Source organism: Actinomycetospora termitidis, assembly GCF_030286555.1.
Lineage (GTDB): Bacteria > Actinomycetota > Actinomycetes > Mycobacteriales > Pseudonocardiaceae > Actinomycetospora > Actinomycetospora termitidis.
In genome coordinates this window covers 39,956-66,461 of sequence record NZ_JASVWF010000002.1, presented here as the reverse complement: position 1 = coordinate 66,461, position 26,506 = coordinate 39,956, and the positions used below count along the sequence as shown (strand labels likewise).

The window sequence follows — 26,506 nt, the reverse complement described above, 5'->3', positions numbered from 1 at the left end:
CGGTGACGGCGGCGGGGATCGGCACCCGGGCCACGCTAGCCGCGCGGCCGGCGCCCTCCAGGACCGGCCCCTTCCCCAGCAAATGGAACCCGTCTTCCGCGATGTGGAAGATCACGGGCATCGCTCGTCTACGGTGGCGGGCATGAGGCGGCCGGTCGGGGTGTGCTGGGACATCGACGGCACCCTGCTGCGGGGCGGACGCGTGGGCGGCGACGTGCTGCGCGACGCGTTCGTCGCGGTCGCGGGCCACGAGCCGCCGCAGGTCCCGATGGGCGGGATGACCGACCACCTGGTCGCCGAGGCGTTCCGCGACGGGCTGCCCGGCCCGGAGGCGGAGGCCCTCCTCGCCCGCGGCACGGAGTACACCGAGGCGATGGTCGCGGCGATCGCGGACCAGTGGCGCGGCCGCGCCGACGCCCTCGCCGCCACGCTCACCGTGCTGCCCGGGGTGCGCGAGGCGGTGTCCCTGCTCGCCGCGGAGCCCGGCGTCGACCAGATCGTGCTCACCGGCAACGTCCGCGAGGGCGCCGAGCTGAAGCTGACCGCGGCGGGCCTGCACCCCGGCGCGTTCGATCTCGACGACGGCGTCTACGGGAGCCTCCCCGGCCCGCGGGCCACGCTCGTACACGCCGCCCGCACCGCGCTCGAGCGCCGCCACGGCCGCGAGGTGGGCCTTGTCGTCGTCGGGGACACCCCGCGGGACGTCGAGGCCGCACACGCCGCCGGGGCGGTCGCCGTCGGGGTCGCCACCGGCTCGTCGTCGGTGGACGACCTCGCCGCCGCGGGCGCCGACCACGTCGTCGCCGACCTGTCCGACCCGGCCGCTCTGGTGGCGGTCGTGCGGGCGGCGGGTGAGGATCCGTCCGCCGCCACCTCCAGGGAGCGAGTGACGCCATGACCACTGCCACCACCACCGCCGCGCCCGGACTGGCGCGGGAGTTCACCGCCGTGCTGCCGGAGAACTGCGTGATCACCGACGAGGTGGGCCTGCGCAGCTACGAGTGCGACGGGCTGACCGGCTTCCGCCAGGTCCCCGCCGTCGTCGTGCTGCCGCGGGACTCCGAGGAGGTCGCGGCCTGCGTGCGGGTCTGCGCCCGGCACGGCGTCCCGTTCGTCGCGCGCGGCGCCGGCACCGGGCTGTCCGGGGGCGCGCTCCCGGTCGCCGACGGCGTCGTCATCTCGCTGCAGAAGCTGCGGCGCATCCTGGAGATCGACGTCGAGAACCGGCGCGCGGTCCTCGAGCCCGGCGTGTTCAACCTCGACATCTCCCGGGCCGCCGGCCCGCACGGGCTCTACTACGCGCCGGACCCGTCGAGCCAGCAGGTGTGCACCATCGGCGGCAACGTCGCGGAGAACTCCGGCGGCGCGCACTGCCTGAAGTACGGCTTCACCACGAACCACGTGCTGGAGATGGAGGTCGTGCTCGCCGACGGCAGCGTCGTCACCCTGGGCGGGCCGACGACGGAGCAGGCGGGGCCGGACCTGCGCGGACTGTTCCTGGGCTCCGAGGGGACGCTGGGCATCTGCACGAAGGTGACGGTGCGGCTGCTGCGCAAGCCGGAGGCCGTGCGGACCGTGCTCGCCGACTTCCCGTCGATCGAGGCCGCCGGCGAGACCGTGGGCGCGATCGTGGAGGCGTCCATCGTGCCGGCCGCCGTCGAGATGATGGACTCGCTGGCGATGGAGGCCGCGGAGGCCGCGGTGGGTGCGGGCTACACCGTCGAGTCCCCGTCGGCCCTGATCATCGAGCTGGACGGCCCCGCCGAGGAGTGCGACGAGCAGTTCGCCGAGATCACGCGGATCTGCGAGGACCGTGGGGCCACCCGCATCCACGTCGCCGACAGCACCGACGAGCGGGCCCGGGTGTGGAAGGGCCGCAAGGCCGCCTTCGCCGCCGTCGGGCGGATCAGCCCGGACTACATCGTCCAGGACGGCGTGGTCCCGCGGACCCGGCTCGCCGAGGTCCTCTCGCAGATCGCGGCGATGGGCTCCGAGGTCGGGCTGCGCGTGGCGAACGTGTTCCACGCCGGCGACGGGAACCTGCACCCGCTGGTGCTCTACTCGGAGTCCGCCGGGGAGCACGAGAAGGCGGAGGACCTCTCGAGCCGGATCGCGGAGCTGTGCGTCGAGCTCGGCGGGTCGCTCTCCGGTGAGCACGGCATCGGCGCGGACAAGGCGTGCTCGATGGGCCGCATGTTCACCGACGACGACCTCGCGGTGATGCAGCGTGTCCGCGCCGGCTTCGACCCGGACGGGCTCTGCAACCCCGGCAAGGTCTTCCCGACGCCGCGGCTGTGCGGCGAGCGGCCGGGCCCCTTCCGCCCGCACCCCCTGGAGGAGGCCGGAGTGATCAGCCGACTGTGAGCACCGCGTCCGTGAACACCGCACCCACCACCCTCGTCGAGCTCCGCGACGCAATCCGGGACCTGCCCGGACCCGTCGTCGCGACCGGGGCCGGCACCGCGGCCGACTGGGCCGGGACCGTCGCCGCCGACGCCACGCCCGTCTCGGTGGCCGGACTCTCCGGCGTGATCACCCACAACCCGGGCGACATGACCGTCGCCGTCGGGGCGGGGACGCCCCTGACGGACCTGCAGGACGCGGTCGGCGCCACCGGCCAGCGCGTCGCCTTCGACGCCGCCCGCGCGTCGCGCGGCGCGACCGTCGGCGGCCTGTTCGCGACGGCGGACGCGGGCCCGCTCGCGCTCGGGTACGGCTCGCTGCGCGACCTCGTCATCGGGGTCACGGTGGTGCTGGCCGACGGCACGGTCGCGCGCGCCGGCGGCCACGTCATCAAGAACGTCGCGGGCTACGACCTCGCGAAGCTGCTGCACGGTGCCCACGGCACGTTCGGTGTGCTCGCCGAGATCGTGCTGCGGCTGCACCCCGTGCCGCCGGGCGCGCGGACGGTGTCGGTCCCGGTGGCCGACGCGGCAGAGCTGGAGACGGCCGGGCGGGCGGTGACCGACACCCCGGTGGAGGCGACCGCGCTGGAGTGGCACGACGGGCGGCTGCTGGCCCTGCTCGAGGGCACCGAGGCGGGGGTCGCCGGACGCGCCGACCGCCTGGTCGAGCTGGTCGGGCGCGGGGCCACGGTCCTCTCCCCCGACGACGCCCAGGCCGCCTGGGCCGCGCACCGCGCCGCCGTCGACACCCGGCCCACCGACCGTGCGGTCCTGCGGATCGGGGTGGCACCGACCCGGCTGGGCGGGGTGCTGGCCGACCTCGCCGCCGAGGTGGGCGCCACGGGCGTGACGGCCGCGCCCGCCACCGGCGTCGCGACCCTGACCGTCCCGGCCGAGCCCGCCGCGGTCGACACCGCGCACACCCGGGTCGCGGCGGCGGGCGGCACGTCGACGCTGCGCGCGCGTCCCGCCGGCGTCGAGCTGCCCGCGTTCGGCCCGACCCCGTCGAGCGCCGTCCTGCTCCGGGCCGTCGCCGCCTCCCTGGACCCCGACCACCGCCTCGGGCGCGGACGGCTCGCCCCCTGGCTGCCCACCACCACAGGAGTCCCCGCGTGACCAGTACGCCCACCACGGGCCCCACCGGCCCCGGACCCGACTTCACCTCGCAGCGCGGGGAGGAGGCTCCCCCGGAGCGGACCGACGCCCTGGCCGCCGCCGCCCACGGCAGCTTCGACGACCACCACCCGCCCGCCCGCGAGCTGCTCGACGACTGCGTGCACTGCGGCTTCTGCCTGCCCACCTGCCCCACGTACGCGCTGTGGGGCGAGGAGATGGACTCCCCGCGCGGGCGCATCTACCTCATGGAGATGGCCGAGAAGGGCGAGATCCCGCTCGAGGGCGCCTTCACCACGCACATCGACCGCTGCCTCGGGTGCATGGCGTGCGTGACGGCCTGCCCGTCCGGCGTGCAGTACGACCGGCTGCTCGAGGCCACCCGGCCGCAGATCGAGCGCCACGTCCCGCGCAGCCGGGCCGACCGGCTGTTCCGCGAGGCGGTCTTCACGCTCTTCCCGTACCGACGACGGCTGCGGGCGGCCTCGCTGGGCGGCGCGCTCTACCAGAAGCTGCGCCCGCGCTCGATGGACCGGCTGCTCGCCAGGCTCCCGAAGCGCCTCGAGCGCCTCGTCGCGATGGAGTCGCTGCTCCCGCCGGTCAGCGTCCGCGACGCGTTCGCGAGCACGCCGGCGATCACGTCGGCCGCCGGGACGCCGCGCGGTCGCGTCGGCATGCTCACCGGCTGCGTGCAGGACGTCTTCTTCCACCAGGTCAACCTCGCGACGACGCGGGTGCTCGCCGCCGAGGGCTACGACGTGATCGCGCCGCGGGAACAGGCGTGCTGCGGTGCGCTCGGGCTGCACGCAGGGCGCGAGGAGGAGTCGGCCGAGCGGGCGAAGGCGCTGATCGCCGTCTTCGAGCGGGCCGACGTCGACGTGATCGCCGTGAACGTCGCCGGGTGCGGGTCGTCGATGAAGGAGTACGGCGAGCTCCTCGCGGACGACCCGCAGTGGTCCGAGCGGGCCGCGGCGTTCTCCGCGAAGGTCCGGGACGTCTCCGAGGTGCTCGCGGACGCGCTGGAGGAGTCCCGGGCGCCGCGGCACCGGATCGACGCGACGGTCGTCTACCACGACGCCTGCCACCTCGGGCACGCCCAGAAGATCCGGGCGCAGCCGCGGGACGTGCTGCGGTCGATCCCGGGCCTCGAACTCGCCGAGCTGCCGGAGGCGGAGATCTGCTGCGGCTCGGCCGGGATCTACAACATGCTCCAGCCCGAGGCCGCCGGCGATCTCGGGCGCCGCAAGGCCGACAACATCCGCGGCACCGGCGCCGACCTGCTGGTCACGGCGAATCCGGGATGCCTGCTCCAGATCCGCAAGTACCTGGAGGGCGAGCTGCCGATGTTCCACCCCGTGCAGGTGCTGGACGCGTCCATCCGGGGTGTGCCCGTCGGCAGGTGAGCACCTGTTGTCGCCATGGCGACAACAGGTGCTCACCTGCCGGAGGCCCAGTGCCGCCAGCCGGGATCGCCGGCGCCGCCCCACCGGTCGGCGTCGACGCTGACCCCGGTGCCCAGGCGGCAGTCGGCGAACACCGTCCAGCCCTCCGGGACCACGGACTCGTCGGGGAAGCAGGCGACGAGGGAGTGGTCCTCGCCCCCGGTGAGGGCCCAGCGCAGGGCGTCGCCGCCGAGGGCGGAGGCCACGTCGCGCAACTTGTCGGCCACCGGGACCAGCGCCGAGCGGATGTCGATGCGCACCCGCGAGGCCTCGGCGACGTGGCCGAGGTCGGCGAGCAGGCCGTCGGAGGTGTCGACCATCGCGGTCGCGCCGGCGCGGGCCGCGACCGGTCCCTGCGCCACCGGGGGCCGCGGGGTCCGGTGCGCGGCGACCATCGCGACCGGCGAGCGGAAGCCCCGCCGCAGGACCTCCATGCCCGCGGCCGACCAGCCGAGCACCCCGCACACCGCGACGACGTCCCCCACCTTCGCCCCCGAGCGCCGGACCGGGTCGCGGCCCTCGAGGTCGCCCAGCGCGGTGATCGAGACCACGATCTGGTCGGCCGAGACCGTGTCGCCGCCCACCACGCCGACGCCCGCCTCGGCCGCCGCGTCCCAGATCCCGGCGGCGAGCCCGTCGACCACGTCGGTCGGCGTCGAGGCCGGGCAGGCCAGGGAGAGCAGCAGCCCCGTCGGGACCGCCCCCATCGCGGCGATGTCCGCGAGGTTCGCCGCGACCGCCTTGCGGCCGACCTGTTCGGGGCCCGACCAGTCCAGGCGGAAGTGCACGCCCTGCACGAGGGTGTCCACCGTCGCCACGACCCGGCCGTCCGGGGCGGCGAGGACGGCCGCGTCGTCACCCGGGCCGAGCAGCGTTCCCTCGGGCTGCGGCCGACCGGACGTGATGCGGTCGATGACGCCGAACTCGCCGAGGTCGGACACCCGTCCGCCGGCCGCCGGGCCGCGCGTCGCGGCGCCGTTCGCTGCGTCTCCCGACCGCCTCACCCGTCTGCTCCCTGCGGTACGTTCCCAGCCGTCGTGTCACCCGTGTGCGTCCCCTCGTCCGCCGAGCGGGTGCACCCGCTCCCCGAGGAGGCCCGTTCGTGGTCCAGGCCTACATCCTGATCCAGACCGAGGTGGGCCGCGCCGCCGCGGTCGCATCGGACGTGGCCGGGATCGACGGCGTCACGCGTGCGGAGGACGTGACGGGGCCCTACGACGTGATCGTCCACGTGGACCGCAACGACGACGCCGACCTCTCGGACGCGGTCACCGCGGTCCGGAAGGTCCCCGGGATCACCCGCACGCTGACCTGCCCGGTCGTCGGCTCGCCCGCCTGACCCACTGGTGGCCCCCTCCCGAGCACCGGAGCTCGACCGCCGTCTCCCCCGCATCCTGCTGGGCGTCGCCCTGGCGTTGCCGGTGCTGCTCGTGGTCGGGGTGCTGGTCGCGTCCCAGATCCTGGGTCGGCAGACCGACCCCGACCCGGACACCGGCCCGCTCGCCGTCGCGGCCGTCCCCGTGCCGGCGGCCGCGTCGGCGGACTGCGCGCGGCTGCTCTCGGGACTCCCGCAGGAGATCAACACCGGGGACGGGCTGCTGCCGCGCCGGGTGCTCGCGAACCCGGCACCGCCCGGCACCGTCGCCTGGGGCGGCGAGAAGGCCGCGTCGGGGCGGGCGGAGGACCAGGCGGTCGTGCTGCGCTGCGGCCTGGCGGCTCCGGTCGAGCTGGGCCCGACGGCGCCGCTGCTCGACGTGGACGGCGTCGACTGGCTCCGCATCCCGGGCGCCGGCGCGACGACGTGGGTGACGGCGGACCGCGCGGTCTTCGTCGGACTGACGCTGCCCGACGGCATCGGCAGCGGCGCGATCCAGGACGTGTCCCGGGGCGTCAAGATCACGCTGGTCAGCCGGGACACGACGCCGGCCCCGACCCCCACCCGCTGATCAGCGGACCCCGGTGCCGCCGGCCAGCGCGGTCTCGACCAGCGTGGTGAGCAGCGCCGGGTAGTCGACGCCCGTCGTCGCCCACATCCGCGGGTAGAGCGACGTCGCCGTGAAGCCCGGCATGGTGTTGAGCTCGTTGACCAGCACCCGGCCGTCGTCGGTGACGAAGAAGTCCACCCGGGCGAGCCCGGCGCAGTCCATCGTCCGGAACACCCGGACCGCCTGCTCGCGGACCGCCTCCGCCACGGCGTCGTCGAGCTTGGCCGGGACGTCCAGCTCGCAGGCGTCGTCGAGGTACTTGGTGTCGAAGTCGTACCAGTCGGCGTCGCCGGTCAGCCGGATCTCGGCGGGCACGCTCGCCTCGACGCGGCCGTCGGGGAACTGGAGCACCCCGCACTCCACCTCGCGCCCCGCGATGCCGGCCTCCACCAGCACCTTCGGGTCGCTCCGCCGCGCGAACGCGATCGCCGCCGGCACGTCCTCCCACGCCGTGACCCGCGAGATTCCCACCGACGACCCGGCGCGTGAGGGCTTCACGAACACCGGCAGGCCCAGGCGCTCGCGGTCGGCGGGCTCGAGGTCGGTCGCGCTGCGGTCGAGGGCGACGGCGTCGCCCGTCGCGAGCCCGGCGTCGCGCAGGATCCGCTTCGTGACGACCTTGTCCATGGACGCCGCGCTCGCACACACCCCGGCGCCGACATAGGGGATCCCGGCCGTCTCCAGCAGCCCCTGGATCTCGCCGTCCTCGCCCGCCGGGCCGTGCAGGACCGGGAAGACGGCGTCGATCCGGGCGAGGGTCTCGCCGCGACGGCCGTCGGCGAGACTGATCAGCTCGCGCCGGGTCGGGTCGGGCAGCAGCGCGACCGGGTCGCCCGCGGCCTCCGTCACCCGGGGCAGCTCACGGCCGTGCAGGCGCCAGGGTGTGGTGTCGTCGCCGACGGCGAGCCACTGGCCGTCCTCGGTGATCCCGACCGCGACGACGTCGAAGCGCTCGCGGTCCAGGTTGTCCAGGATGCCGCCGGCGGAGACGCACGACACGGAGTGCTCCCCCGACCGCCCGCCGAACAGGACCAGCAACGTCGGGCGTGCGGTTCCCATGCGGCCGGAGCCTACGCGGGGGTGACGCCCGTCCCGGCCAGCACGCCCCCGAGCCGGGTCAGCGCGTGCTCCAGCTCCGCGCGCGTGGGGGCGGCCCAGCCGACGAGGATCCCGTGCACCTGTGGTCGTGACAGCAAAGCCCTATCGGCGTGCTCGGTCGAATCTGCTGTCAAATCCAGTGGCAGTGACTCCACATCGTCGAGACGGTGCTGCGCCAGCCCGTCGACCCGCACCCCCACCTCGGCCGCCGCGTCCACCGCCGCCCGCTCGGCCGCCGCCGATCCCAGCGGCACCACCAGGTGCGCGCCGGCCCGGTCTCCGAGGACCTCGTGCCCCGCCGCGCGCACTGCGTCCACCACCAGCGAGCGCCGCACGGCGAGCTCGCGGCGCAGCCGCGTGAGGTGCCGACCCAACCCGCCGTCGTGCACCCACGCGGCGAACACGAGCTGGCCCGCCGGGGCCGGGCGGGTGCCCGTGGCGGCGCGGAGGGCGAGCAGGTCGGCGGTGAGCGCGGGCGGGGCCACGAGCCAGCCGACGCCGAGGGTCGGCGTCGCGATCTTGCCCGCGGTGCCGAGGTGGACGACGACGTCGGGGGCCAGCGCGGCGAGCACCGGCAGGGGCGCGACGTCGTAGCGCAGCTCGCCGTCGTAGTCGTCCTCGACCACCAGGAACCCCTCGGACCGGGCCCGCTCGACCAGCGCCGCCCGCCGCGTCATCGGCAGCCGCCCGCCCAGGGGGTACTGGTGCGCGGGCGTCACGTAGACCAGGTCCAGGCCGGACGGCGCGTTCCCGACGACGAGTCCGTCCGCGTCCACCGCGAGGCCGGTCACCTCGGCGCCCGCCGCGCGCAGCACGCCGGCGGCGCGCCGGTAGCCCGGGTCCTCGATCCCGGCGCGCACCGGCCGTCCGAGGCGCCGCGTGAGGACCGCGACGATCTCGGCGAACCCGGTCGTCGTACCCGCCGTGGCGAGGACGTCCGCGCCGACCAGCCCGCGGTGGCGCAGCAGGTGCTCGGCGATCGCCTCCCGGAACGCCGGCACCCCGGCGTACTCGGGGCGCTCCGACGGCACCAGGTCGCCGACCCGGCGCCACGCCCGACGCCAGGAGGCCGGATCGAGGACCTCCAGGCAGGGCGCGCCGGGGCGCAGGTCGGTCGTCGTGGGGGCATCTGTGCCGCCCGGCGTCAGCATGGCCGCAGTGCTGACAGGTGGGGACGGGGGTGCGGCCAGCACGAACGTCCCCGACCCGTGGCGGGCGCCCAGCCAGCCCTCGGCGACGAGCTGGTCGTAGGCGGCCGCGGCGACGGTCCGGCTCACGCCCAGGTCGCGGGCGAGCGTCCGGGTCGCGGGGACCCGGTCGCCGGCACGGAGGCGACCGTCCAGGGCCGCCGCCCGCATCCCGGCCGCGACCTGGACCGCCAGCGGGGTGGACGACGCCCGGTCGAGCGCGACGAACACGAGTGGCCTCCTGGAACGGCCGAGAAGTGGCCCTCGCAGGATGCCACTGCGGGCGGCGATGCTGGGCGCATGCTCTCCCCGACCCCGCGGACAGAGCTGCGGCGCAAGCGCGACCGGCAGCAGACCGACCCGACGAGCCTGCACGCGATCCTCGACGAGGCACTGGTGTGTCACCTGGGACTGGTCGACCCCGACGGCGCCCCGCTGGTGCTGCCGACGATGCACGCGCGGGTGGCCGACGTCGTCTACGTCCACGGGTCCAGCGGCGCCGCGAGCCTGGCGCTCGACCGGGAGGTCTGCCTCACCGTCACCCTGCTCGACGGGCTCGTCCTCGCGCGGTCGGTGTTCAACCACTCGGCCAACTACCGCAGCGCGGTCGTCCGCGGCCGCGCCCGGCGGGTCACCGACCCCGCGGAACAGCTCCGGGCGCTCGAGGCGATCGTCGAGCACCTCACCCCGGGCCAGTGGGACCACGCGGCACGACCGGACCGCAAGGAGAGCGCCGCGACCGCCGTCCTCGCGCTCGACCTCGCCGAGGCCAGCGTCAAGGTGCGGCAGGGACCGCCCGGCGACCCCGAGCGGGTGGCACAGGGCGACCGCCGCTGGGCCGGCGTGGTGCCCATCACGACGGTTCTCGGCGAGCCCGAGACGTGCCCGGCGCTCCCGGCGGACGTGGCGGTCCCGGAGCACGTGCGCGAGCGGCGTCGCGCCTGACGTCGGGCGGCGCTACGGCGAGACCCGGCTCCGCATCTGCACCGTGGTCCCGCCCGGCCCGCAGAGCACGGTCGCGCGGGTGAGGGTGTGCATCAGCGGCAGGCCCCGGCCGCGCCAGCCACGGCCGGTGGAGCGGCGCCATGCCCCGTCGTCGGAGACGGTCACGACGAGCTCGCGACCGCCGAACAGCGGCGGGGACACGGCGGCCCAGAGGCGCATCTGGCCCGGGCCGTCGGCGGTCGCGTAGGCGTGGTCGACCACGTTGGCGAGGGCCTCGTAGACGGCGAGCGCGAGGTCGTCCGCGGTGTCCGCGTCGGCCCACTCGGCGATCCAGGCCCGGAACGACCGGCGGATCGACGAGGCGTCCGTCCGGGTGGCCGGGCCGCAGCGCTCCAACGAGACCACCGGGCGGTCGGCGGTCAGGCGGGGAGGGGGTCCCATCCGCTGCAGCACGTCCACGGAATCCGGAGTTCCCGCCGCGCCCCACGTGAAACGCGTGTGGGCGGTGGTCTCCGGGACTACTCCGGCTTGCGCTCCCGGTTGATCAGCTCGTCGCCCACGTCGCGGGCCGAGACGGAGCCGGCGCACACTCTGCGGACCGCGTCCACGATGGGCGTGTCCACCCCGGCGCGGCGGGCGAGCTCGCCGATGGCCTCGCACGACTTCACGCCCTCGGCGACCTGCCCGTGGTTGGCCTCCTCGGCCTCGGCCACGGAGAGCCCCCGGCCGAGGGACTCGCCGAAGCGCCGGTTCCGCGAGAGCGGCGAGGAGCAGGTGGCCACCAGGTCGCCCATCCCGGCCAGGCCCGCGAGTGTGATCGCCTGCCCGCCGAGGGCCACGGTCAGCCGGGAGATCTCGGCGAGCCCGCGCGTGATCAGCGAGGCGGTCGTGTTGTCCCCGTAGCCCTGCCCGGACGCCATCCCGCAGGCGAGCGCGATGACGTTCTTGCACGCCCCGCCCAGCTCGCAGCCGATGACGTCGACGTTGGTGTAGGGCTTGAAGTACCGGGTGGAGCACTCGTGCTGGACCGCGACCGCCCGGTCGTGGTCGGTGCACGCGACGACGGTGGCCGTGGGCTGCTCGGCGGCGATCTCGCCGGCGAGGTTCGGGCCGGAGAGCACCGCGATGCGCTCCGGGTCGACGCGACCCGCGTCCGCGACCACCTCGCTCATGCGCTTGAGGGTGCCCATCTCGACGCCCTTGGCCAGGCTGACGACCGTGGCACCGCGGGGCAGGCTCCCGGCCCAGTCCTCCAGGTGCTCGCGCAGCTTCTGGGCGGGGATGGCGAGGACGACCGTCGTGACGCCGTCGAGGGCGGCCCCGGCGTCGTGCGTCGCCCGCAGCGACGTCGGGAGCTTGACGTCGGGCAGGTACTCCGCGTTGACGTGATCGGTCGTGATGGCGTCCGCGACCTCCGGGCGGCGCGCCCAGAGCACGACGTCGGTGCCCGCGTCGGCCAGCACCTTGGCGAAGGTGGTGCCCCACGACCCCGCGCCCAGCACGGCGTACCGGCTCATCACGCCTCCCCCGCCGGCCGGGCCTCGCCCCGGACGTCCTCGAGCAGCGCCGTGACCGCCGCCATCAGCCGGTCCGTCGTCTCCTTCATCAGCCGTGCGCCGGGGGCGCGGTCGCCCACCCGGGCCCGCAGGTCGTCCAGCTCGATCGGCGTCCCGGCCCGCACCGTGATCGACCGTCCGAACGGCGAGGGCCGGAACCGCTTCCGGTAGTGGTCGTAGACCTGGAGCGTGCCCCAGTGCACGACCGGGATCACCGGCACGCCGTGGGTCAGGGCGAGCCGGGCCGCGCCGGACCGCGCGTCCATCGGCCAGCCGGCCGGGTCGCGGGTGATCGTGCCCTCCGGGTAGATCACCACGACGCCGTCGTCGTCGAACGCGGCCTCGGCCGCCGCGAGGCTCGACCCGGCGTCCCGCGAGCCGCGGGCGACCGGGATCTGGCGGCTGCCGGCCATGATCCGGCCGAACACCGGCACCCGCCACAGCGAGTCCTTGGCCAGGAACCGCGGCGTGCGCCGCGACCGGTGCACGAACACCGCCGTGTAGACCGGATCCAGGTAGGAGACGTGGTTGCACACCAGGAGCGCGGGGCCCTCCGCGGGGACGTTCTCCAGCCCGACCATCCGGCGCCGGGCCAGGAACCAGGTCAGCGGGTAGAAGACGACCGCGGCGAGGAACACCGCCAGGCCACCGGGCTCCCGACGCCGCTGCGCCACCTCGCGCGGCAGGGGCACCCGACGCGTGCCGGCTCCGTCTGCGATCGCCACCCGGGCCGCCTCCTGTCCGCCGTGCGCCGTCCCGGGCCGCCCCGGGACGCTGCCGCGCGGATCATCCCGTGGCCGGTGATCGCCGTCCAGACGACGAGGGGATCGTCGCGGCGGTGGCCGCCCGCCGTCCGGCGGGTCCAGGATGGACCCATGACCGAGCCCGGGGTGACGGATCTCGTCGTGCCGGTGAAGGAGCTGCGCCGCGCGAAGACCCGGCTCGCGGCCGCCAGCGCGGTCGTCGCGAGCACCGCCCGGGGCCGTCGGGCCGCGCACGACGACCTCGCCTTCGCGCTCGCCGCGGACACGCTCGCCGCGGTCCTCGCCTCCTCGGTCCGACGGCTGGCCCTGGTCACCTCGGAGCCGCGTGTCGCGGGCCCGCTCGCGCCCCACCCCGTCGTCGGGAACGACCCGAGGGTGGACCTGGTGGCCGACCCGGGCCGCGGCCTGAACGCCGCGATCCGCGCGGGGATCGAGCGGTGGGGCGGATCGGCGCCGGTCGGGGTGCTGCTGGCCGACCTCCCCGCGCTGCGGGCCGCCGAGCTCGACGACGCCCTCGCGGCCGCCCGCGCCGCGCTGCGCCGCGCGCCCGCGGCCTTCGTCGCCGACCACACCGGGGAGGGCACCTCGCTGCTCGTGCTCGCGCCCGGCTTCACGCCGCGGTTCGGCCCGGGGTCGGCCGCCGCCCACGCGGCCGCGGGCGCGGTGGCGCTGACCGGCGACTGGCCCGGGCTGCGCCACGACGTCGACGTCCCGAGCGATCTCGACGAGGTGCGCGCGCTCGGCGTCGGGCCCGCGACCCGGGCATGGCCGGAGGTGCCGGCGCTCGCCGGCGGCTGTCGCTGATCGGGGTCGCGCACTCGCCGTCGGGCGCGTCCGCCGTGGAGAATGGGCCGGGTGAGCGACACGTCGGACACCACGGACACCACGCTCTCCGAGACCGGCCCGATCTCGGAGCCCGGCCCTCCCCCGCCCGCACCGGCCTCCCCGGTGCGGACCGGCGACGGACGCACGCGGATGCCGCAGGCTCCGGCGCCCGCGACCCCGGCGGCCGACGACGTGCCCGCGGACCTGCCCGACGACCGGTACGACAACCGTGAGCTGTCGTGGCTGGAGTTCAACGCCCGCGTCCTCGCGCTGGCCGAGGACACCAGCCAGCCGCTGCTCGAACGGGCGAAGTTCCTGGCGATCTTCGCGTCGAACCTCGACGAGTTCTACATGGTCCGCGTGGCCGGGCTGAAGCGCCGCGAGGAGACCGGGCTCGCGGTGCGCAGCGCGGACGGCCTCACCCCGCGCGAACAGCTGGCCCGCATCGCCGCGCGCAACCAGGAGCTCGCGGAGAAGCACGCGAAGATCTGGCAGACCGACGTCGGGCCGGCGCTCGAGGGGGTCGGCGTCCACGTCATCGGCTGGGACCGCGTGTCCCCGGAGGCGCGCGAGCGGCTCTCGGCGTGGTTCGACGCGCAGGTGTTCCCGGTGCTGACGCCGCTCGCGGTCGACCCGGCGCACCCGTTCCCCTACATCTCCAACCAGTCGCTGAACCTCGCGGTCGCGGTACGCGACCCGCAGACCGGCACGGAGCACTTCGCCCGGGTCAAGGTGCCGAACAACGTGCCGCGGCTGGTGCGGGTCGGACCCGAGCCCGGCGACGGTGACGACGACGCGGACGCGCGGGTCGACCAGCGGTGCTGGTTCCTGCCGATCGAGGACCTCATCGCCGAGCACCTCGACCACCTCTTCGAGGGCATGCAGGTCGCCGAGCACCACGTGTTCCGCGTGACCCGCAACGCCGACCTCGACGTCGAGGAGGACCGCGACGAGGACCTGCTGCAGGCCCTCGAGCGCGAGCTGGCGCGGCGCCGCTTCGGCCCGCCGGTGCGCCTGGAGATCACCGACTCGATGAGCGAGCACATGCTCGAGCTGCTGCTGCGCGAGCTCGACGTGGACCCGCACGACGTCGTGCAGGTCCCGGGCCTGCTCGACCTGTCCTGCCTCATGGAGCTGCTCGCGCTGAGCCGCCCCGAGCTGAAGGACCCGGTGTTCGTCCCCGCGACCCACCCGGCGTTCAGCGAGGGCGAGACGCCGAAGAGCGTCTTCGCGACGCTGCGCGAGGGCGACGTGATGGTGCACCACCCCTACGACTCGTTCTCCACGAGCGTGCACCGCTTCATCGAGCAGGCCGCGAACGACCCGAAGGTCCTCGCGATCAAGCAGACGCTCTACCGGACCTCGGGTGACTCACCGATCGTCGAGGCGCTGATCGAGGCGGCCGAGGCGGGCAAGCAGGTCGTGGCCGTCGTCGAGATCAAGGCCCGGTTCGACGAGCGTGCCAACATCAACTGGGCCCGGGCGCTGGAGCGCGCCGGGGTGCACGTGGTGTACGGGCTGGTCGGGCTCAAGACGCACTGCAAGGCCGCGCTGGTGGTGCGCCAGGAGGGCTCGACGATCAAGCGGTACTGCCACCTCGGCACCGGCAACTACAACCCGAAGACCGCACGGCTCTACGAGGACATCGGGGTGTTCACCGCCGACGAGACCATCGGCGCGGACCTCACCGACCTGTTCAACGTGCTCACCGGGTACGCGCGGCGTCGCAAGTACCGCCGGCTGCTCGTGGCCCCCTACGGCGTGCGGCGCGGGCTGATCGAGCGGATCGACACCGAGCGCAAGCGCGCGGCGAAGGGCAAGAAGTCAGGCATCCGGATCAAGGTCAACGGCCTGGTCGACGAGCAGGTGATCGACGCGCTCTACCGCGCCTCGCTGGCCGGGGTGCCGATCGACCTCGTGGTGCGCGGCATCTGCGCGGTGCGCGCCGGCGTGCCGGGGCTCTCGGAGAACATCCGGGTCCGGTCGATCCTCGGCCGGTTCCTCGAGCACTCCCGGATCTTCCACTTCGTGGGGGCGGACGAGCACTGGATCGGCAGCGCCGACATCATGCACCGCAACCTCGACCGCCGGGTCGAGGTGCTGGCGCCGGTCACCGACCCGCGGCTGGTCGCCCAGCTCGACGACATCCTCGACTCGGCGACGGCACCGTCCACCCGGTGCTGGAGCCTCGACCCGGACGGCTCCTGGACGCCGTGGCCGGTCGCGGCCGGGGAGGGCACCGAGGGGATGCAGGTGTGCGACCACCAGAGCCAGCTGCTGCTGCGCCGGGACGGGAAGGCGTGAGCAGTCCGGACTCCGACGACGACGACGGGGCGGTGCCGGTCTCGGTGCACGCCGCGGGCGCGGTGCTGTGGCGCCCGGCCGCGGCCGGCGTCGAGGTGGCGCTCGTGCACCGTCCGCACCACGGGGACTGGAGCCTGCCCAAGGGCAAGGTCGACCCCGGCGAGTCCCGGGCCCGGACGGCCGTGCGCGAGATCGGCGAGGAGACCGGCTTCGCCGCGACCCTGGGCCGGCACCTGACGGCGGTGCGCTACCCGGTCGGCGCCGACCGCAAGGTCGTGGACTACTGGGACGCGCGGGCCGGCGACGGGACGTTCACGCCCAACGGCGAGACCGACGAGCTGCGCTGGCTCGCCCCCGCCGACGCGGCCCCACTGCTCACCTACGGCTCCGACCGCGAGGTCCTCGACCACTTCACCGCCGCCCCGTTCCCGCTCACGACGCTGCTGCTCGTGCGGCACGCGAAGGCCGGCAGCCGCGGGAGCCACGCCGACGACGACGTCCGCCCGCTCGTCGACGAGGGACGGGAGCAGGCACGCCGGGTCGGTGACCTGCTCGCCGCGCACGGCGTGACGCGGCTGTACGCGGTCGGGCGGACCCGCTGCGTGCAGACCCTCGAGCCCGCCTCGCACCGGCTCGGCGTCGGGATCGAGGTCGACGACGCGTTCGCCGACGAGGCCGTCGCCGCCGACCCGCACCGGGCGCGGGAGCACCTGCTCGCGCTCGCCGCGGGGGACGGTGTCGCGGCGGTCTGCGCCCAGGGGTACGGCATCCCGGCGCTGGTGCGCGACCTCGCCGCCGACCCCGACTCGGACGCCGGGCCCCGCCCCGACGTCCGCAGCAACCGGCGGCTGGCCGACCCGCCGTCGCGCAAGGGCAGCGTCTGGGTGCTGTCGTTCCACGACGGGGAGCTGGTGGCCGCGGACTACGTGCGGGACGCCTCGGTGTGAACGGTTCACTCGTCCGGCCCCGTCGTCAGGTCACGGATGCGTCTCGGTTAGCGTGAGCTACGGCCGTCACCGGATCGGCCCCGCCCTGCGCTCCCCCGTCGACAGGCCCGATCCGGTTCCCGACCGTGGAGAGTGGGCTTGCGCGCGAAGACACGTCGGTACCGGCAGATCGCCCTCGTGGTCGTGGCTGCTGCCGTGTTGCTCGGCGTCAACGTGCCCCCGGCCTTCTCCTACGTGCAGGAGTGGCAGCACGAGCGGCTGATCAACAGCCCGGAGTACAAGGCGCAGTACGGGCACTGGGACACCATCGAGGTCCCGCCCGACCAGCGCGTCAACGCGATCCACGCCATCCTGATGAACACGGGCAAGGTCCTCCTCATCGCCGGCTCCGGCAACAAGGAGGACATGTTCGCGACCCGGGCCCTGAAGAGCCTGGTCTACGACCCGACGACGGGTCAGTCGCGCATGATCCCGGTGCCCGACGACATGTTCTGCGGCGGCCAGACCGTCCTCCCCGACGGCCGCGTGCTCTTCGCCGGCGGCACCCAGCGCTACGAGAAGCTCGACGGCGCGGTGACCAACGCCGCGGGCGCCATGCGGGTGAAGAACGAGAACCCGAACGCCCCGCGCACCCTGCCCGCCGGCACCGAGTTCGTCTCCCCCACCGGCCAGAAGTACAAGTCGGCCTACGACACCACGCTCCCGCCGGCCGCCAAGACCGGCGTCGGGCGGCGGACCCAGGTCACCGCCTCCGAGGAGAAGGTCTTCGTCGAGTCGGAGACACCCGGGCCGTCCGCCGTCAACGGCAACCGCGACAAGTACTCGATCTCCGGCCTCCCGGCCGCCGACGCGAAGAACCTCTACGGCATCGGCGAGCCGATGACCCTGGACAAGCAGGACTACCAGGGCACGAACAAGGCGTACACGTTCGACCCGAAGTCCGAGACGTGGACCGAGCTGCCGGACATGAACCAGCCCCGCTGGTACCCGACGCTCACCCCGCTCTCCGACGGCAACGTCCTCACCGTCGCCGGGCTCGACGGCGTCGGGCAGGTGCTGAACGGCCTGTCCGAGGAGTTCGACCCGCGCACAAACACCTGGATCGACCGCCGGGACACCCTCAAGCAGTACTTCCCCACCTACCCGGCGCTGTTCGAGACCGCGACCCCGCGGCGCATGGTCTACACCGGCTCCAACGCCGGCTACGGGCCCGCGCAGGACGGCCGCGTCCCGGGCTTCTGGGACATCGACACCGGCGCGTTCACCCCGATCCCCGGCCTGCGTCAGCCCGATCTCATGGAGACGTCCGGGTCGGCGTTCATCGGTCCGGTGCAGGACCAGCGGCTCGCCGTCGTCGGCGGTGGCGGGGTCGGCGAGAGCCCGATCTCCTCGTCGCGCATCGACTTCCTGGACCTCAAGGACCCGGCGCCGCACTTCACCCCGGGCCCGGACCTCGCGCAGCCGACCCGGTACCCGAACCTGGTCAACCTGCCCGACGACACCACGCTGATCACGAACGGCTCGCTGGACTACCGCGGCAAGGGGGCGACGAACAACCACCTCGCCTACACCCTGGACCCGGCGACGAACCAGCTGACGCCGATGGCGGACCCGCGCATCGGGCGCGACTACCACACCGAGGCGCTGCTGCTGCCCGACGGACGCGTGCTGGTGGCCGGGTCGGACCCGCTGTTCGACGACGAGAAGAACACCGTGCCGGGCACGTTCGAGCAGCGCATCGAGATCTTCACGCCGCCGTACCTGCAGACCGACGCGCCCCGCCCGACGATCACCTCGGCCCCGCCGGTGATGACCCGCGGCTCCACCGTGAACATCCCGACCCCCGACGGGTCGCGCATCGCGAAGGCGCGCCTGATCCGCACCTCGTCGGCCACGCACGTCACCACCTCGGACATGCGCGACGTGGCGCTGGACATGCAGAAGACGCCGGACGGGGTCTCGGTGACGGTCCCGCCGCAGGCCACGATCGTGCCGCCCGGGCCGTACATGCTGTTCCTGGTCGACGACCAGGGCGTGCCGAGCGAGGCGAAGGTCGTCGATGTGCCGTAGGCAGGTGAGCACTTCGAGGGCCTCTGGGCCCGCGAAGTGCTCACCTGGCGAAGCCACATCGTGATCGGCCCGGTGGACGGACGGGCGGTCCCCCGGTACGCGGGGCCGCCCACGTTCGCCCGCCTGCCCCGCCTCGACGAGGTGTCCCGCGCCGACGTCGCGATCGTCGGCCTCCCGTTCGACGCCGGCGTGAGCTACCGCCCGGGCGCCCGCTTCGGGCCGGCGCACATCCGGCAGTCCTCCCGCCTGCTCCGGGCCTACCACCCCGCCGTCGGCGTCTCCCCGTTCGCGGACCTCCAGGTCGCCGACGCCGGGGACCTCGCGCTGAACCCGTTCGACATCCCCGAGGCCCTGGGCGCGGCCGAGCTCGGTATCCGGTCGCTGGCCGAGGACGGCGCGAGGGTGGTCGGGCTCGGCGGCGACCACACCCTGGCGCTCCCGGCGCTGCGGGCGCTGCACGCCCTGCACGGCCCGGTCGCCGTGCTGCACTTCGACGCGCACCTCGACACGTGGGACACCTACTTCGGCGCGCCCTACACCCACGGCACCCCCTTCCGGCGCGCGAGCGAGGAGGGCCTGATCGATCGCGAGCGCTCGATGCACGTCGGCATCCGCGGGCCGCTCTACTCCGCCGCCGACCTCGACGACGACGCCCGACTCGGTTTCGCGGTGGTCCGCGCGGACGACTACGAGACCGACGGGGTCGCCCGGGCCGTGGACCGGCTGCGCCGCCGCCTCACGGGCGGGCCGGTGTACGTGTCGGTGGACATCGACGTCCTCGACCCGGCGGCCGCACCCGGCACCGGGACCCCGGAGGCGGGCGGGTTGACCAGCCGCGAGTTGCTGCACACCCTGCGCGGGCTGGCCGGACTGGACATCGTGGGGATCGACGTCGTCGAGGTCGCCCCGGCCTACGACCACGCGGAGATCACCGGCATCGCCGCCGCCCACGTGGTGTACGACCTGCTGGCGGTGCTGGCCACCGCTCGCTGAGCCCGACCGACGGTGTCAGCGGTGCGGCCATGCTGACACCGGACGTCACGATCGCGGGGTGGACGGGAGGGCCTGGCGTGAGGATCGCGGTCTGGCAGGCACGGGGTCCCGACGACGGAGCACGGCGGCTGGCCCGGGCGGCCGCCGAGGCCGCCGCGGCGGACGCGGACGTCCTCGTCACCCCGGAGCTGTTCAGCACGGGGTACGGGGCGCCCTTCGGGCCCGCGGACCCGGCGCTGGACCGCCGGCTGAAGCTGATCGCCGCGGAGCACGACATCGCCCTCGTCGCCTCCGAGCCCCACGGCGGCCGGATCACCGCCGTCGTCGTCGGGCCGGACGGCGAGCTCCTCGGCCGGTACGCCAAGACCCACCTCTGGGGACCGGACGAGCGGGCGGCGTTCGTGCCGGGCGACGGGACGCCCCTCCTGGTCGACCTGGCGGGGCTCCGGTGCGCGGTGGTGATCTGCTTCGACGTGGAGTTCCCGGAGGTCGTGCGCGGCGTCGCGCTCGCGGGGGCGGAGGTCGTGCTCGTGCCGACGGCGTTGGACGACCCCGCCGTCGCGACCGTGCTCCTCCCGGCCCGGGCGATGGAGAACGGCGTCACGATCGCCTACGCGAACCAGTGCGGCGCCCCGTTCTGCGGGTCCAGCCTGATCGCCGGCCCGGACGGGGCCGTGCTCGCCCGCGCGGGCGACGGCGAGGAGCTGCTCGTCGCCGACGTGGACCGGCCCGAGGGCCTCACCGACTACCTCGCCGCCCGCCGGCCGGAGACCTACCGATGGTGACCGACCCCGGCCCCGCGATGCTGGTCCCCGACTTCCCGTTCCCCTACGACACCTACCTCGCGCACCCCGCGGGCCTCGGGCAGATCCCCGACGACGCGCTGGGGACGGAGGTCGCGGTCGTCGGTGCCGGGATGTCCGGGCTCGTCGCGGCCTACGAGCTCATGCGGCTGGGGCTCCGGCCGGTCGTGTACGAGGCCGGCGAGATCGGGGGCCGGCTGCGGTCGCAGGCGTTCCCGGGCGTCCCGGACGCGGTCGCGGACCTCGGCGGTATGCGCTTCCCGGCCTCGGGCCGCGCCTTCGGGCACTACCTGCGCGTCCTCGGCGTCCGGACCTCGCCGTTCCCCAACCCGCTGGCGCCGCAGACGCCGTCGACGGTCATCGAGCTCGCCGGGCGGTCGCACTACGCGGAGCGCCCCGAGGACCTGCCGCCGGTCTTCGCCGAGGTCTCGCGGGCCTGGGCGACCGCGCTCGCCGAGGGCGCCGACCTGCCCGCGCTGCGGGCCGCGATCGCCGCTCGGTCGACCTCGGCGGTCAAGCAGATCTGGGACCGGCTGGTGCCCCGGCTGGACGACGAGAGCTTCGCGGGCTTCCTCGCCCGCTCGCCGGCCTTCGCGCGGTTCGAGCACCGCGAGCTGTTCGGCCAGGTCGGGTTCGGCACCGGTGGCTGGGACACCGACTTCCCCAACTCGATGCTGGAGATCCTCCGCGTCGTCGCGACGGACGCCGACGACCAGCACGTCCGCATCCAGGGCGGCGCCCAGACCGTGCCGCTCGCCCTCTGGCGGCGGGCACCGTCGCAGCTCACGCACTGGACCCCCGGAGCGTCGTTGGAGTCGATGCACCGCGGATCGCCCCGGCCCGCCGTCCGCCGGATCCGCCGGCTGGACGACGGCCGGATCGGCGTCCTCGACCGCTGGGGCACCGAGCGGGCCTACGCCGCGGTGATCTCGACCGTGCAGTCCTGGCTGCTCTCCGCCGGGATCGACACCGACGAGTCGCTGTTCTCCCACGACCTCTGGATGGCGCTCGAGCGGTCCCACTACATGCAGAGCTCGAAGACGTTCGTGCTGGTCGACCGCCCGTTCTGGCGCGACCGCGACCCGTCGTCGGGACGGCACGTCATGTCGACGACCTTGACCGACCGCATGACCCGCGGGACCTACCTCCTCGACGGCGGGGGCGGGGCGGACGACCCGGACGCCGGCACCCGGCCCGCCGTGCTGTGCCTGAGCTACACCTGGAACGACGACGCCCTGAAGTGGCTCGCGCTGCCCACCGACGAGCGGGTGCGCCTGATGCTGCACTCGCTGCGCCAGATCTATCCCGACCTCGACGTCGCCGCGCACGTCCTCGGCGAGCCGATCACGATCTCGTGGGAGCGCGAGCCGCACTTCATGGGCGCGTTCCGCGGCAACCTGCCGGGGCACTACCGCTACCAGCGGCGGATGTTCACCCACTTCGTGCATGACGGGTCCGACCCGGCCCACCGGGGCATCTTCCTGGCCGGCGACGACATCTCGTTCACCCCCGGCTGGGCGGAGGGCGCGGTGCACACCGCCCTGAACGCGGTGTGGGGCGTGGTCCACCAGCTCGGCGGTCGGTCGGCGCCGGGCAACCCGGGCCCCGGCGACCGCTTCGCGGAGCTGGCACCGGTGGTGCTCCCCTCGTGAGTGGTCGGAGCCGCTACAGGCGCGCCGCGCAGCGCACGAGGTCGGCCACCGCCCGCGAGCGGCTGTGCGGCGGCCACGCGATCACGGTGGTGACCCGCGGGGCGTCGACGACCGGCACCGCGACGACGTCGTCGACCAGACCGTGGCGCGCGGAGTCGGGCAGGACCGCCGCGGCGCGTCCCAGGGACACGAGCTGGCGCAGCTGCATGGTGTCCCGGACCTCCGGGCCGGGGCCGTCCGGGTACCCGCCGTCGGGAAGGGGCCAGCGCGGCAGCGGCACGCCGGCGACGTCCGCCATGCGGAGCTCGGACCGGGCGGACAGCGGGTGCCCGGCCGGGAGGAACAACGACTGGCCCTCGGTCGTGAGGTCGTCGGTGTCGAAGCCGGCCGTCGAGTCGAACGGACAGTGCAACAGCGCGACGTCGGCCCGCCCGTCGCGCAGGAGCCGCTCCTGCTGCGCCGGCCCGCACAGCTGCACGTCGACCTCGACCGCGCCGGGCTCCGCGGCGTAGGCGTCGAGCAGCTTCGCGAGCAGCTCCTCCGAGGCACCCGCCTTCGACACGAGCACGATGCCGGGGCCCACGGCGGCGCGGCGGGTCCGGCGCTCCGCGGCGTCGACCGCGTCGAGCGCCGCCCGCCCCTCGGTCAGCAGGACCGCTCCGGCCTCGGTGAGCGCGACCTCGCGGGTCGTGCGGTCGAGCAGCCGGGCGCCGAGGCGGCGTTCGAGCTGCTGGATCGCCCGGGACAGCGGCGGCTGGGCGATCCCGAGCCGTTCGGCGGCGCGCCCGAAGTGCCGCTCCTCGGCGACCGCGACGAAGTACCTCAGCTCCCGCGTCTCCACCCTCTCATTGATACCCCTGCGGTATGGGTGGGCACCGGGTCGGTCTTGGACCCGGACCGGGCACCGCGCCGACGATGGACACCATGAGCGAGCAGAGCGTCGCCCTGGTCACCGGGGCGAACAAGGGCATCGGGTACGAGATCGCGGCCGGCCTGGGCGCGCTGGGGTACCGCGTCGGCGTGGGCGCACGGGACGACGCCCGGCGTCAGGAGGCCGTGGAGAAGCTGCGGGCCGCCGGCGTGGACGCGTTCGGCGTGCCGCTCGACGTCGCGGACGACGCGAGCGTGGCGGCCGCCGCGGCGTCGCTGGACCGGCTGGACGTGCTGGTCAACAACGCCGGGATCACCGGCGGATGGAACCAGCGTCCGACGGAGATCGACCTCGACACGGTGCGGTCCGTCGTCGAGGTGAACGTCTACGGGGTGATCCGGACGATGGACGCGATGCTGCCGCTGCTGCGGCGCTCGCCGCACCCGCGGATCGTCAACGTGTCCTCGGGCGTCGGGTCGCTCGCGCGGCAGAGTTCCGGCGGCGACACCGGCCCGATCTCCGGGGCCTACGCGCCGTCGAAGACCTTCCTCAACGCCGTCACGCTGCAGTACGTCAAGCAGCTCGCGGACACGGACGTCAAGATCAACCTGGCGTGCCCGGGGTTCGTCGCGACCGATCTCAACGGCTTCCGCGGGCACCGCACCCCGGAGCAGGGCGCGGCGACGGCGATCCGCCTCGCGACCCTGCCCGACGACGGGCCGACCGGTGGGTATTTCGAGGACGCCGGCGAGATCCCGTGGTGACGGGCGTCCGGGATGACAGGAGAGCGGCTACACCGTCGTCGGCTTGTACGACGGGCGGCCCTTCTCGTACGCGTCGATGTCGGCCTCGTGGCGCAGGGTGAGGCCGATGTCGTCGAGGCCCTCGAGCAGGCGCCAGCGGGTGTAGTCGTCGACGGCGAAGGGCACCACGAGGTCCTCCGCCGTGACCGTCTTCGCCTGCAGGTCGACGGTGAGCTCCAGGCCCGGGCGCGACTCGATCTTCTTCCAGAGCAGCTCGACGTCGGACTGCTCGACGGTGGCCGCGAGCAGGCCCGCCTTCGACGAGTTGCCCTTGAAGATCTCTCCGAAGCGCGACGAGATCACGACGCGGAACCCGTAGTCCAGCAGCGCCCAGACCGCGTGCTCGCGCGACGAGCCCGTGCCGAAGTCCGGGCCCGCGACCAGCACGGACCCGCGGTCGTAGGGCTCCTGGTTCAGGATGAACGCGGGGTCCGAGCGCCACGACGCGAACAGCCCGTCGTCGAACCCGGTGCGCGTGACGCGCTTGAGGTAGACCGCCGGGATGATCTGGTCGGTGTCGACGTTCGACACCCGCAGCGGGGTGCCGATGCCGGTGTGCGTGGTGAACTTGTCCATGATCAGCTCCCGACGGTGACGAGGTCTTCGGGCGAGGACAGCGTGCCGCGCACGGCGGTGGCCGCGGCGACCAGCGGCGACACCAGGTGGGTGCGCCCGCCCTTGCCCTGCCGGCCCTCGAAGTTGCGGTTGGACGTCGAGGCGCAGCGCTGCCCCGGTGCGAGCTGGTCGGGGTTCATGCCGAGGCACATCGAGCAGCCCGCGTTGCGCCACTCGGCCCCCGCGTCGATGAACACCTGGTCCAGGCCCTCGGACTCGGCCTGCGCCTTGACGGCCATCGAGCCGGGCACGACGAGCATCTGCACCGAGTCGGCGATCGTGTTGCCGCGCAGGACGTCCGCGGCGGCGCGGAAGTCCTCGATGCGGGCGTTCGTGCACGAGCCGAGGAACACGACGTCGACGGCGATGTCGCGCAGCTTCGTCCCGGGCTCGAGGTCCATGTAGGCGAGCGCCTTGCGGGTGGCGGCCGCGTCGTCGTCGTCCATCGTCGCGGGGTCGGGCACCGAGTCGCCGAGCGGGAGGCCCTGGCCGGGGTTGGTGCCCCAGGTGACGAAGGGTGTGAGGGCGTCCGCGTCGATGTGCACGACCGCGTCGAACTCGGCGTCGTCGTCGGTGCGCAGCTCGCGCCACGCCTCCACCGCCGCGTCCCACTCGGCACCCTGCGGGGCGTGCGGGCGACCCTTCAGGTACGCGAACGTCGTCTCGTCCGGCGCGACCATCCCGGCGCGGCCGCCCGCCTCGATGGACATGTTGCACATCGTCATGCGCGCTTCCATCGACATGGTCCGCACCGCCTCGCCGCGGTACTCGAGCACGTAGCCCGCCCCACCGCCGGTGCCGATCTGCGAGATGACCTTGAGGATGACGTCCTTGCTGGTCACCCCCGGGCGGAGCGCCCCGGAGATCTCGATGGCCATCGTCCGGAACGGGCGCAGCGGCAGCGTCTGGGTCGCCATGACGTGCTCGACCTCGGACGTCCCGATGCCGAACGCGAGCGCCCCGAACGCGCCGTGCGTCGAGGTGTGCGAGTCGCCGCACACGACCGTCGTGCCCGGCTGGGTCAACCCCAGCTCCGGGCCGATCATGTGGACGATGCCCTGGTTGGCGTCGCCCATCGGGAAGAGCCGCACGCCGAACTCCTCGACGTTCTTGCGCAACGTCGCGACCTGCGTCGCGGAGACCTCGTCCGCGATCGGCGCGAGGATGTCGAGGGTCGGGACGTTGTGGTCCTCGGTGGCGATCGTCAGGTCCGGACGGCGGAGCTTCCGGCCGTGCAGCCGGAGCCCGTCGAACGCCTGCGGGCTGGTCACCTCGTGGACGAGGTGCAGGTCGATGTAGAGGAGGTCGGGCTCCTGACCCTCCCCGTGCCTCACGACGTGCTGGTCCCAGACCTTCTCGGCGAGTGTGCGTCCCATCGATCCCTGCCCGCGGTGGTGGTGTATCTCAAAATCTGAGATTACTGTGTCGCTCCGTGGGACAGAGTAGCGGAATCGGCGTGCTCGACAAGGCGGTGGGTGTGCTGCGCGCGGCCGCCGTCGCGCCGTGCGGCCTGGGCGAACTGGTGGAACGCACCGGACTCCCCCGCGCCACCGCGCACCGCCTCGCCGTCGGGCTGGAGACCCACCGGCTGCTCGAACGTGATCCCGACGGCCGGTGGCGGCCCGGCCCGGCGCTCGCGGAGATGGCCCACGGCCACCACGACCCGCTGCTCACCGCCGCCGAGGAGGTCCTGCCCACCCTGCGCGACCTCACCGGCGAGTCCGTCCAGCTCTACCGCCGCGAGGGCGCCTCCCGGGTGTGCGTGGCCGCGGCCGAGCCGGCGTCCGGGCTGCGCGACACGGTGCCGGTGGGAGTACGACTGCCCCTGAGCGCGGGGTCGGGGGCGAAGGTGCTGATCGCGTGGTCGCCGGAGGCCCCGGGGGCCTTCGACCCGGACCTGCTCGCCGAGATCCGCCGGCGCGGCTGGGCGCAGAGCGTCGCCGAGCGCGAGGTCGGCGTGGCCAGCGTGTCGGCGCCGGTGCGGGGCCCCGATGGTTCCGTGGTCGCCGCGGTGTCGGTGTCCGGTCCCGTCGACCGCATCGGCCGCAAGCCGGGCTCCCGCTGGGCGAACGACCTGCTCGCGGCCGCCCGGGCGCTGGAGAAGGCCTTGCGCTGACACCTACCGTGG

25 protein-coding genes are annotated in these 26,506 nt (G+C 74.5%); 16 read left to right on the top strand and 9 right to left on the bottom strand.

The genetic code is table 11. The features are described 5' to 3' along the window. Positions 1 to 142 precede the first annotated feature (142 nt). From QRT03_RS08200 to QRT03_RS08185, 4 genes are all read left to right on the top strand, one after another. The gene (locus QRT03_RS08200) at positions 143 to 898 is read left to right on the top strand and encodes an HAD family hydrolase (RefSeq protein ID WP_286052162.1); all 756 of its coding nucleotides are present in this window, start codon (positions 143 to 145) and stop codon (positions 896 to 898) included. Then, complete coding sequence (locus QRT03_RS08195) at positions 895 to 2,364, top strand: FAD-binding oxidoreductase (protein WP_286052161.1); 1,470 nt, start codon at positions 895 to 897, stop codon at positions 2,362 to 2,364. The genes QRT03_RS08200 and QRT03_RS08195 overlap by 4 nt, the downstream gene beginning before the upstream one ends. 11 nt (positions 2,365 to 2,375) lie before the next feature. Then, the gene (locus QRT03_RS08190) at positions 2,376 to 3,521 is read left to right on the top strand and encodes an FAD-binding oxidoreductase (RefSeq protein ID WP_286052160.1); all 1,146 of its coding nucleotides are present in this window, start codon (positions 2,376 to 2,378) and stop codon (positions 3,519 to 3,521) included. An 89-nt stretch (positions 3,522 to 3,610) separates the two neighbouring features. After that, complete coding sequence (locus QRT03_RS08185) at positions 3,611 to 4,921, top strand: (Fe-S)-binding protein (protein ID WP_286053331.1); 1,311 nt, start codon at positions 3,611 to 3,613, stop codon at positions 4,919 to 4,921. Between the two features lie 32 nt (positions 4,922 to 4,953). On the opposite strand, the gene QRT03_RS08180 is transcribed toward QRT03_RS08185, so the two are convergent. Beyond that, a complete protein-coding gene (locus QRT03_RS08180; protein ID WP_286053330.1) occupies positions 4,954 to 5,901 on the bottom strand; it encodes a thiamine-phosphate kinase in 948 nt (315 codons plus the stop codon). A 161-nt stretch (positions 5,902 to 6,062) separates the two neighbouring features. Between QRT03_RS08180 and QRT03_RS08175 the strand changes: the two genes are divergently transcribed. Continuing rightward, complete coding sequence (locus tag QRT03_RS08175) at positions 6,063 to 6,299, top strand: Lrp/AsnC ligand binding domain-containing protein (protein WP_286052159.1); 237 nt, start codon at positions 6,063 to 6,065, stop codon at positions 6,297 to 6,299. 7 nt (positions 6,300 to 6,306) lie between these two features. Next, a complete protein-coding gene (locus QRT03_RS08170; RefSeq protein ID WP_286052158.1) occupies positions 6,307 to 6,906 on the top strand; it encodes a DUF3515 domain-containing protein in 600 nt (199 codons plus the stop codon). On the opposite strand, the gene QRT03_RS08165 is transcribed toward QRT03_RS08170, so the two are convergent. Beyond that, entirely contained in the window at positions 6,907 to 8,004 is a 1,098-nt protein-coding gene (locus QRT03_RS08165) for a D-alanine--D-alanine ligase family protein (RefSeq protein ID WP_286052157.1), read from the bottom strand. 11 nt (positions 8,005 to 8,015) lie between these two features. Next, positions 8,016 to 9,401 carry an aminotransferase-like domain-containing protein gene (locus QRT03_RS08160; protein WP_425604829.1) on the bottom strand — a complete coding sequence of 462 codons (1,386 nt, stop codon included), beginning with the start codon at positions 9,399 to 9,401 and terminating at the stop codon, positions 8,016 to 8,018. A gap of 129 nt (positions 9,402 to 9,530) precedes the next feature. Here QRT03_RS08160 and QRT03_RS08155 point away from each other — a divergent pair, with 129 nt between their 5' ends. Further along, a complete protein-coding gene (locus QRT03_RS08155) occupies positions 9,531 to 10,175 on the top strand; it encodes a pyridoxamine 5'-phosphate oxidase family protein (protein WP_286052154.1) in 645 nt (214 codons plus the stop codon). Between the two features lie 12 nt (positions 10,176 to 10,187). On the opposite strand, the gene QRT03_RS08150 is transcribed toward QRT03_RS08155, so the two are convergent. The 3 genes from QRT03_RS08150 to QRT03_RS08140 form a co-directional block, all read right to left on the bottom strand. Beyond that, on the bottom strand, positions 10,188 to 10,616 hold the full coding sequence (locus QRT03_RS08150; RefSeq protein ID WP_286052153.1) for an ATP-binding protein: 429 nt from the start codon (positions 10,614 to 10,616) through the stop codon (positions 10,188 to 10,190). 77 nt (positions 10,617 to 10,693) lie between these two features. Beyond that, positions 10,694 to 11,692 (bottom strand): NAD(P)H-dependent glycerol-3-phosphate dehydrogenase, encoded by a 999-nt coding sequence (locus QRT03_RS08145; protein ID WP_286052152.1) that lies wholly within the window; start codon positions 11,690 to 11,692, stop codon positions 10,694 to 10,696. Beyond that, positions 11,692 to 12,450: a lysophospholipid acyltransferase family protein gene (locus QRT03_RS08140; RefSeq protein WP_286053329.1), complete on the bottom strand. Its 759-nt coding sequence runs from the start codon at positions 12,448 to 12,450 to the stop codon at positions 11,692 to 11,694. Before QRT03_RS08140 ends, QRT03_RS08145 begins: the two co-directional genes overlap by 1 nt. A gap of 156 nt (positions 12,451 to 12,606) precedes the next feature. On the opposite strand from QRT03_RS08140, the gene cofC reads away from it, so the two are divergent. The 7 genes from cofC to QRT03_RS08105 all read left to right on the top strand — a co-directional run bounded on the left by cofC (position 12,607) and on the right by QRT03_RS08105 (position 22,089). Continuing rightward, entirely contained in the window at positions 12,607 to 13,299 is a 693-nt protein-coding gene (cofC, locus tag QRT03_RS08135; RefSeq protein WP_286052151.1) for a 2-phospho-L-lactate guanylyltransferase, read from the top strand. Between the two features lie 42 nt (positions 13,300 to 13,341). Beyond that, positions 13,342 to 15,624 (top strand): RNA degradosome polyphosphate kinase, encoded by a 2,283-nt coding sequence (locus tag QRT03_RS08130; protein WP_286052150.1) that lies wholly within the window; start codon positions 13,342 to 13,344, stop codon positions 15,622 to 15,624. Continuing rightward, complete coding sequence (locus QRT03_RS08125; protein WP_286052148.1) at positions 15,621 to 16,571, top strand: NUDIX hydrolase; 951 nt, start codon at positions 15,621 to 15,623, stop codon at positions 16,569 to 16,571. The genes QRT03_RS08130 and QRT03_RS08125 overlap by 4 nt, the downstream gene beginning before the upstream one ends. Before the next feature lie 132 nt (positions 16,572 to 16,703). Next, entirely contained in the window at positions 16,704 to 18,641 is a 1,938-nt protein-coding gene (gene glxA, locus QRT03_RS08120) for a radical copper oxidase GlxA (protein ID WP_486598981.1), read from the top strand. 60 nt (positions 18,642 to 18,701) lie between these two features. After that, entirely contained in the window at positions 18,702 to 19,634 is a 933-nt protein-coding gene (gene speB, locus QRT03_RS08115) for an agmatinase (RefSeq protein WP_286052146.1), read from the top strand. 77 nt (positions 19,635 to 19,711) lie between these two features. Beyond that, positions 19,712 to 20,419 carry a nitrilase-related carbon-nitrogen hydrolase gene (locus QRT03_RS08110; RefSeq protein WP_286052145.1) on the top strand — a complete coding sequence of 236 codons (708 nt, stop codon included), beginning with the start codon at positions 19,712 to 19,714 and terminating at the stop codon, positions 20,417 to 20,419. Further along, positions 20,413 to 22,089: a flavin monoamine oxidase family protein gene (locus QRT03_RS08105; protein WP_286052143.1), complete on the top strand. Its 1,677-nt coding sequence runs from the start codon at positions 20,413 to 20,415 to the stop codon at positions 22,087 to 22,089. Before QRT03_RS08110 ends, QRT03_RS08105 begins: the two co-directional genes overlap by 7 nt. Before the next feature lie 13 nt (positions 22,090 to 22,102). On the opposite strand, the gene QRT03_RS08100 is transcribed toward QRT03_RS08105, so the two are convergent. Further along, positions 22,103 to 22,930, bottom strand: coding sequence for a LysR family transcriptional regulator (locus QRT03_RS08100; protein ID WP_286052142.1), 828 nt, complete (start codon positions 22,928 to 22,930; stop codon positions 22,103 to 22,105). A gap of 83 nt (positions 22,931 to 23,013) precedes the next feature. Between QRT03_RS08100 and QRT03_RS08095 the strand changes: the two genes are divergently transcribed. After that, positions 23,014 to 23,724, top strand: a complete 711-nt coding sequence (locus QRT03_RS08095; protein WP_286052141.1) for an SDR family NAD(P)-dependent oxidoreductase — start codon at positions 23,014 to 23,016, stop codon at positions 23,722 to 23,724. A gap of 27 nt (positions 23,725 to 23,751) precedes the next feature. On the opposite strand, the gene leuD is transcribed toward QRT03_RS08095, so the two are convergent. Next, the gene (gene leuD / locus QRT03_RS08090) at positions 23,752 to 24,339 is read right to left on the bottom strand and encodes a 3-isopropylmalate dehydratase small subunit (RefSeq protein ID WP_286052140.1); all 588 of its coding nucleotides are present in this window, start codon (positions 24,337 to 24,339) and stop codon (positions 23,752 to 23,754) included. A 2-nt stretch (positions 24,340 to 24,341) separates the two neighbouring features. Continuing rightward, the gene (leuC, locus tag QRT03_RS08085) at positions 24,342 to 25,754 is read right to left on the bottom strand and encodes a 3-isopropylmalate dehydratase large subunit (RefSeq protein WP_286052138.1); all 1,413 of its coding nucleotides are present in this window, start codon (positions 25,752 to 25,754) and stop codon (positions 24,342 to 24,344) included. Between the two features lie 56 nt (positions 25,755 to 25,810). Here leuC and QRT03_RS08080 point away from each other — a divergent pair, with 56 nt between their 5' ends. Beyond that, positions 25,811 to 26,494 (top strand): IclR family transcriptional regulator, encoded by a 684-nt coding sequence (locus tag QRT03_RS08080; RefSeq protein WP_286052137.1) that lies wholly within the window; start codon positions 25,811 to 25,813, stop codon positions 26,492 to 26,494. Positions 26,495 to 26,506 lie beyond the last annotated feature (12 nt).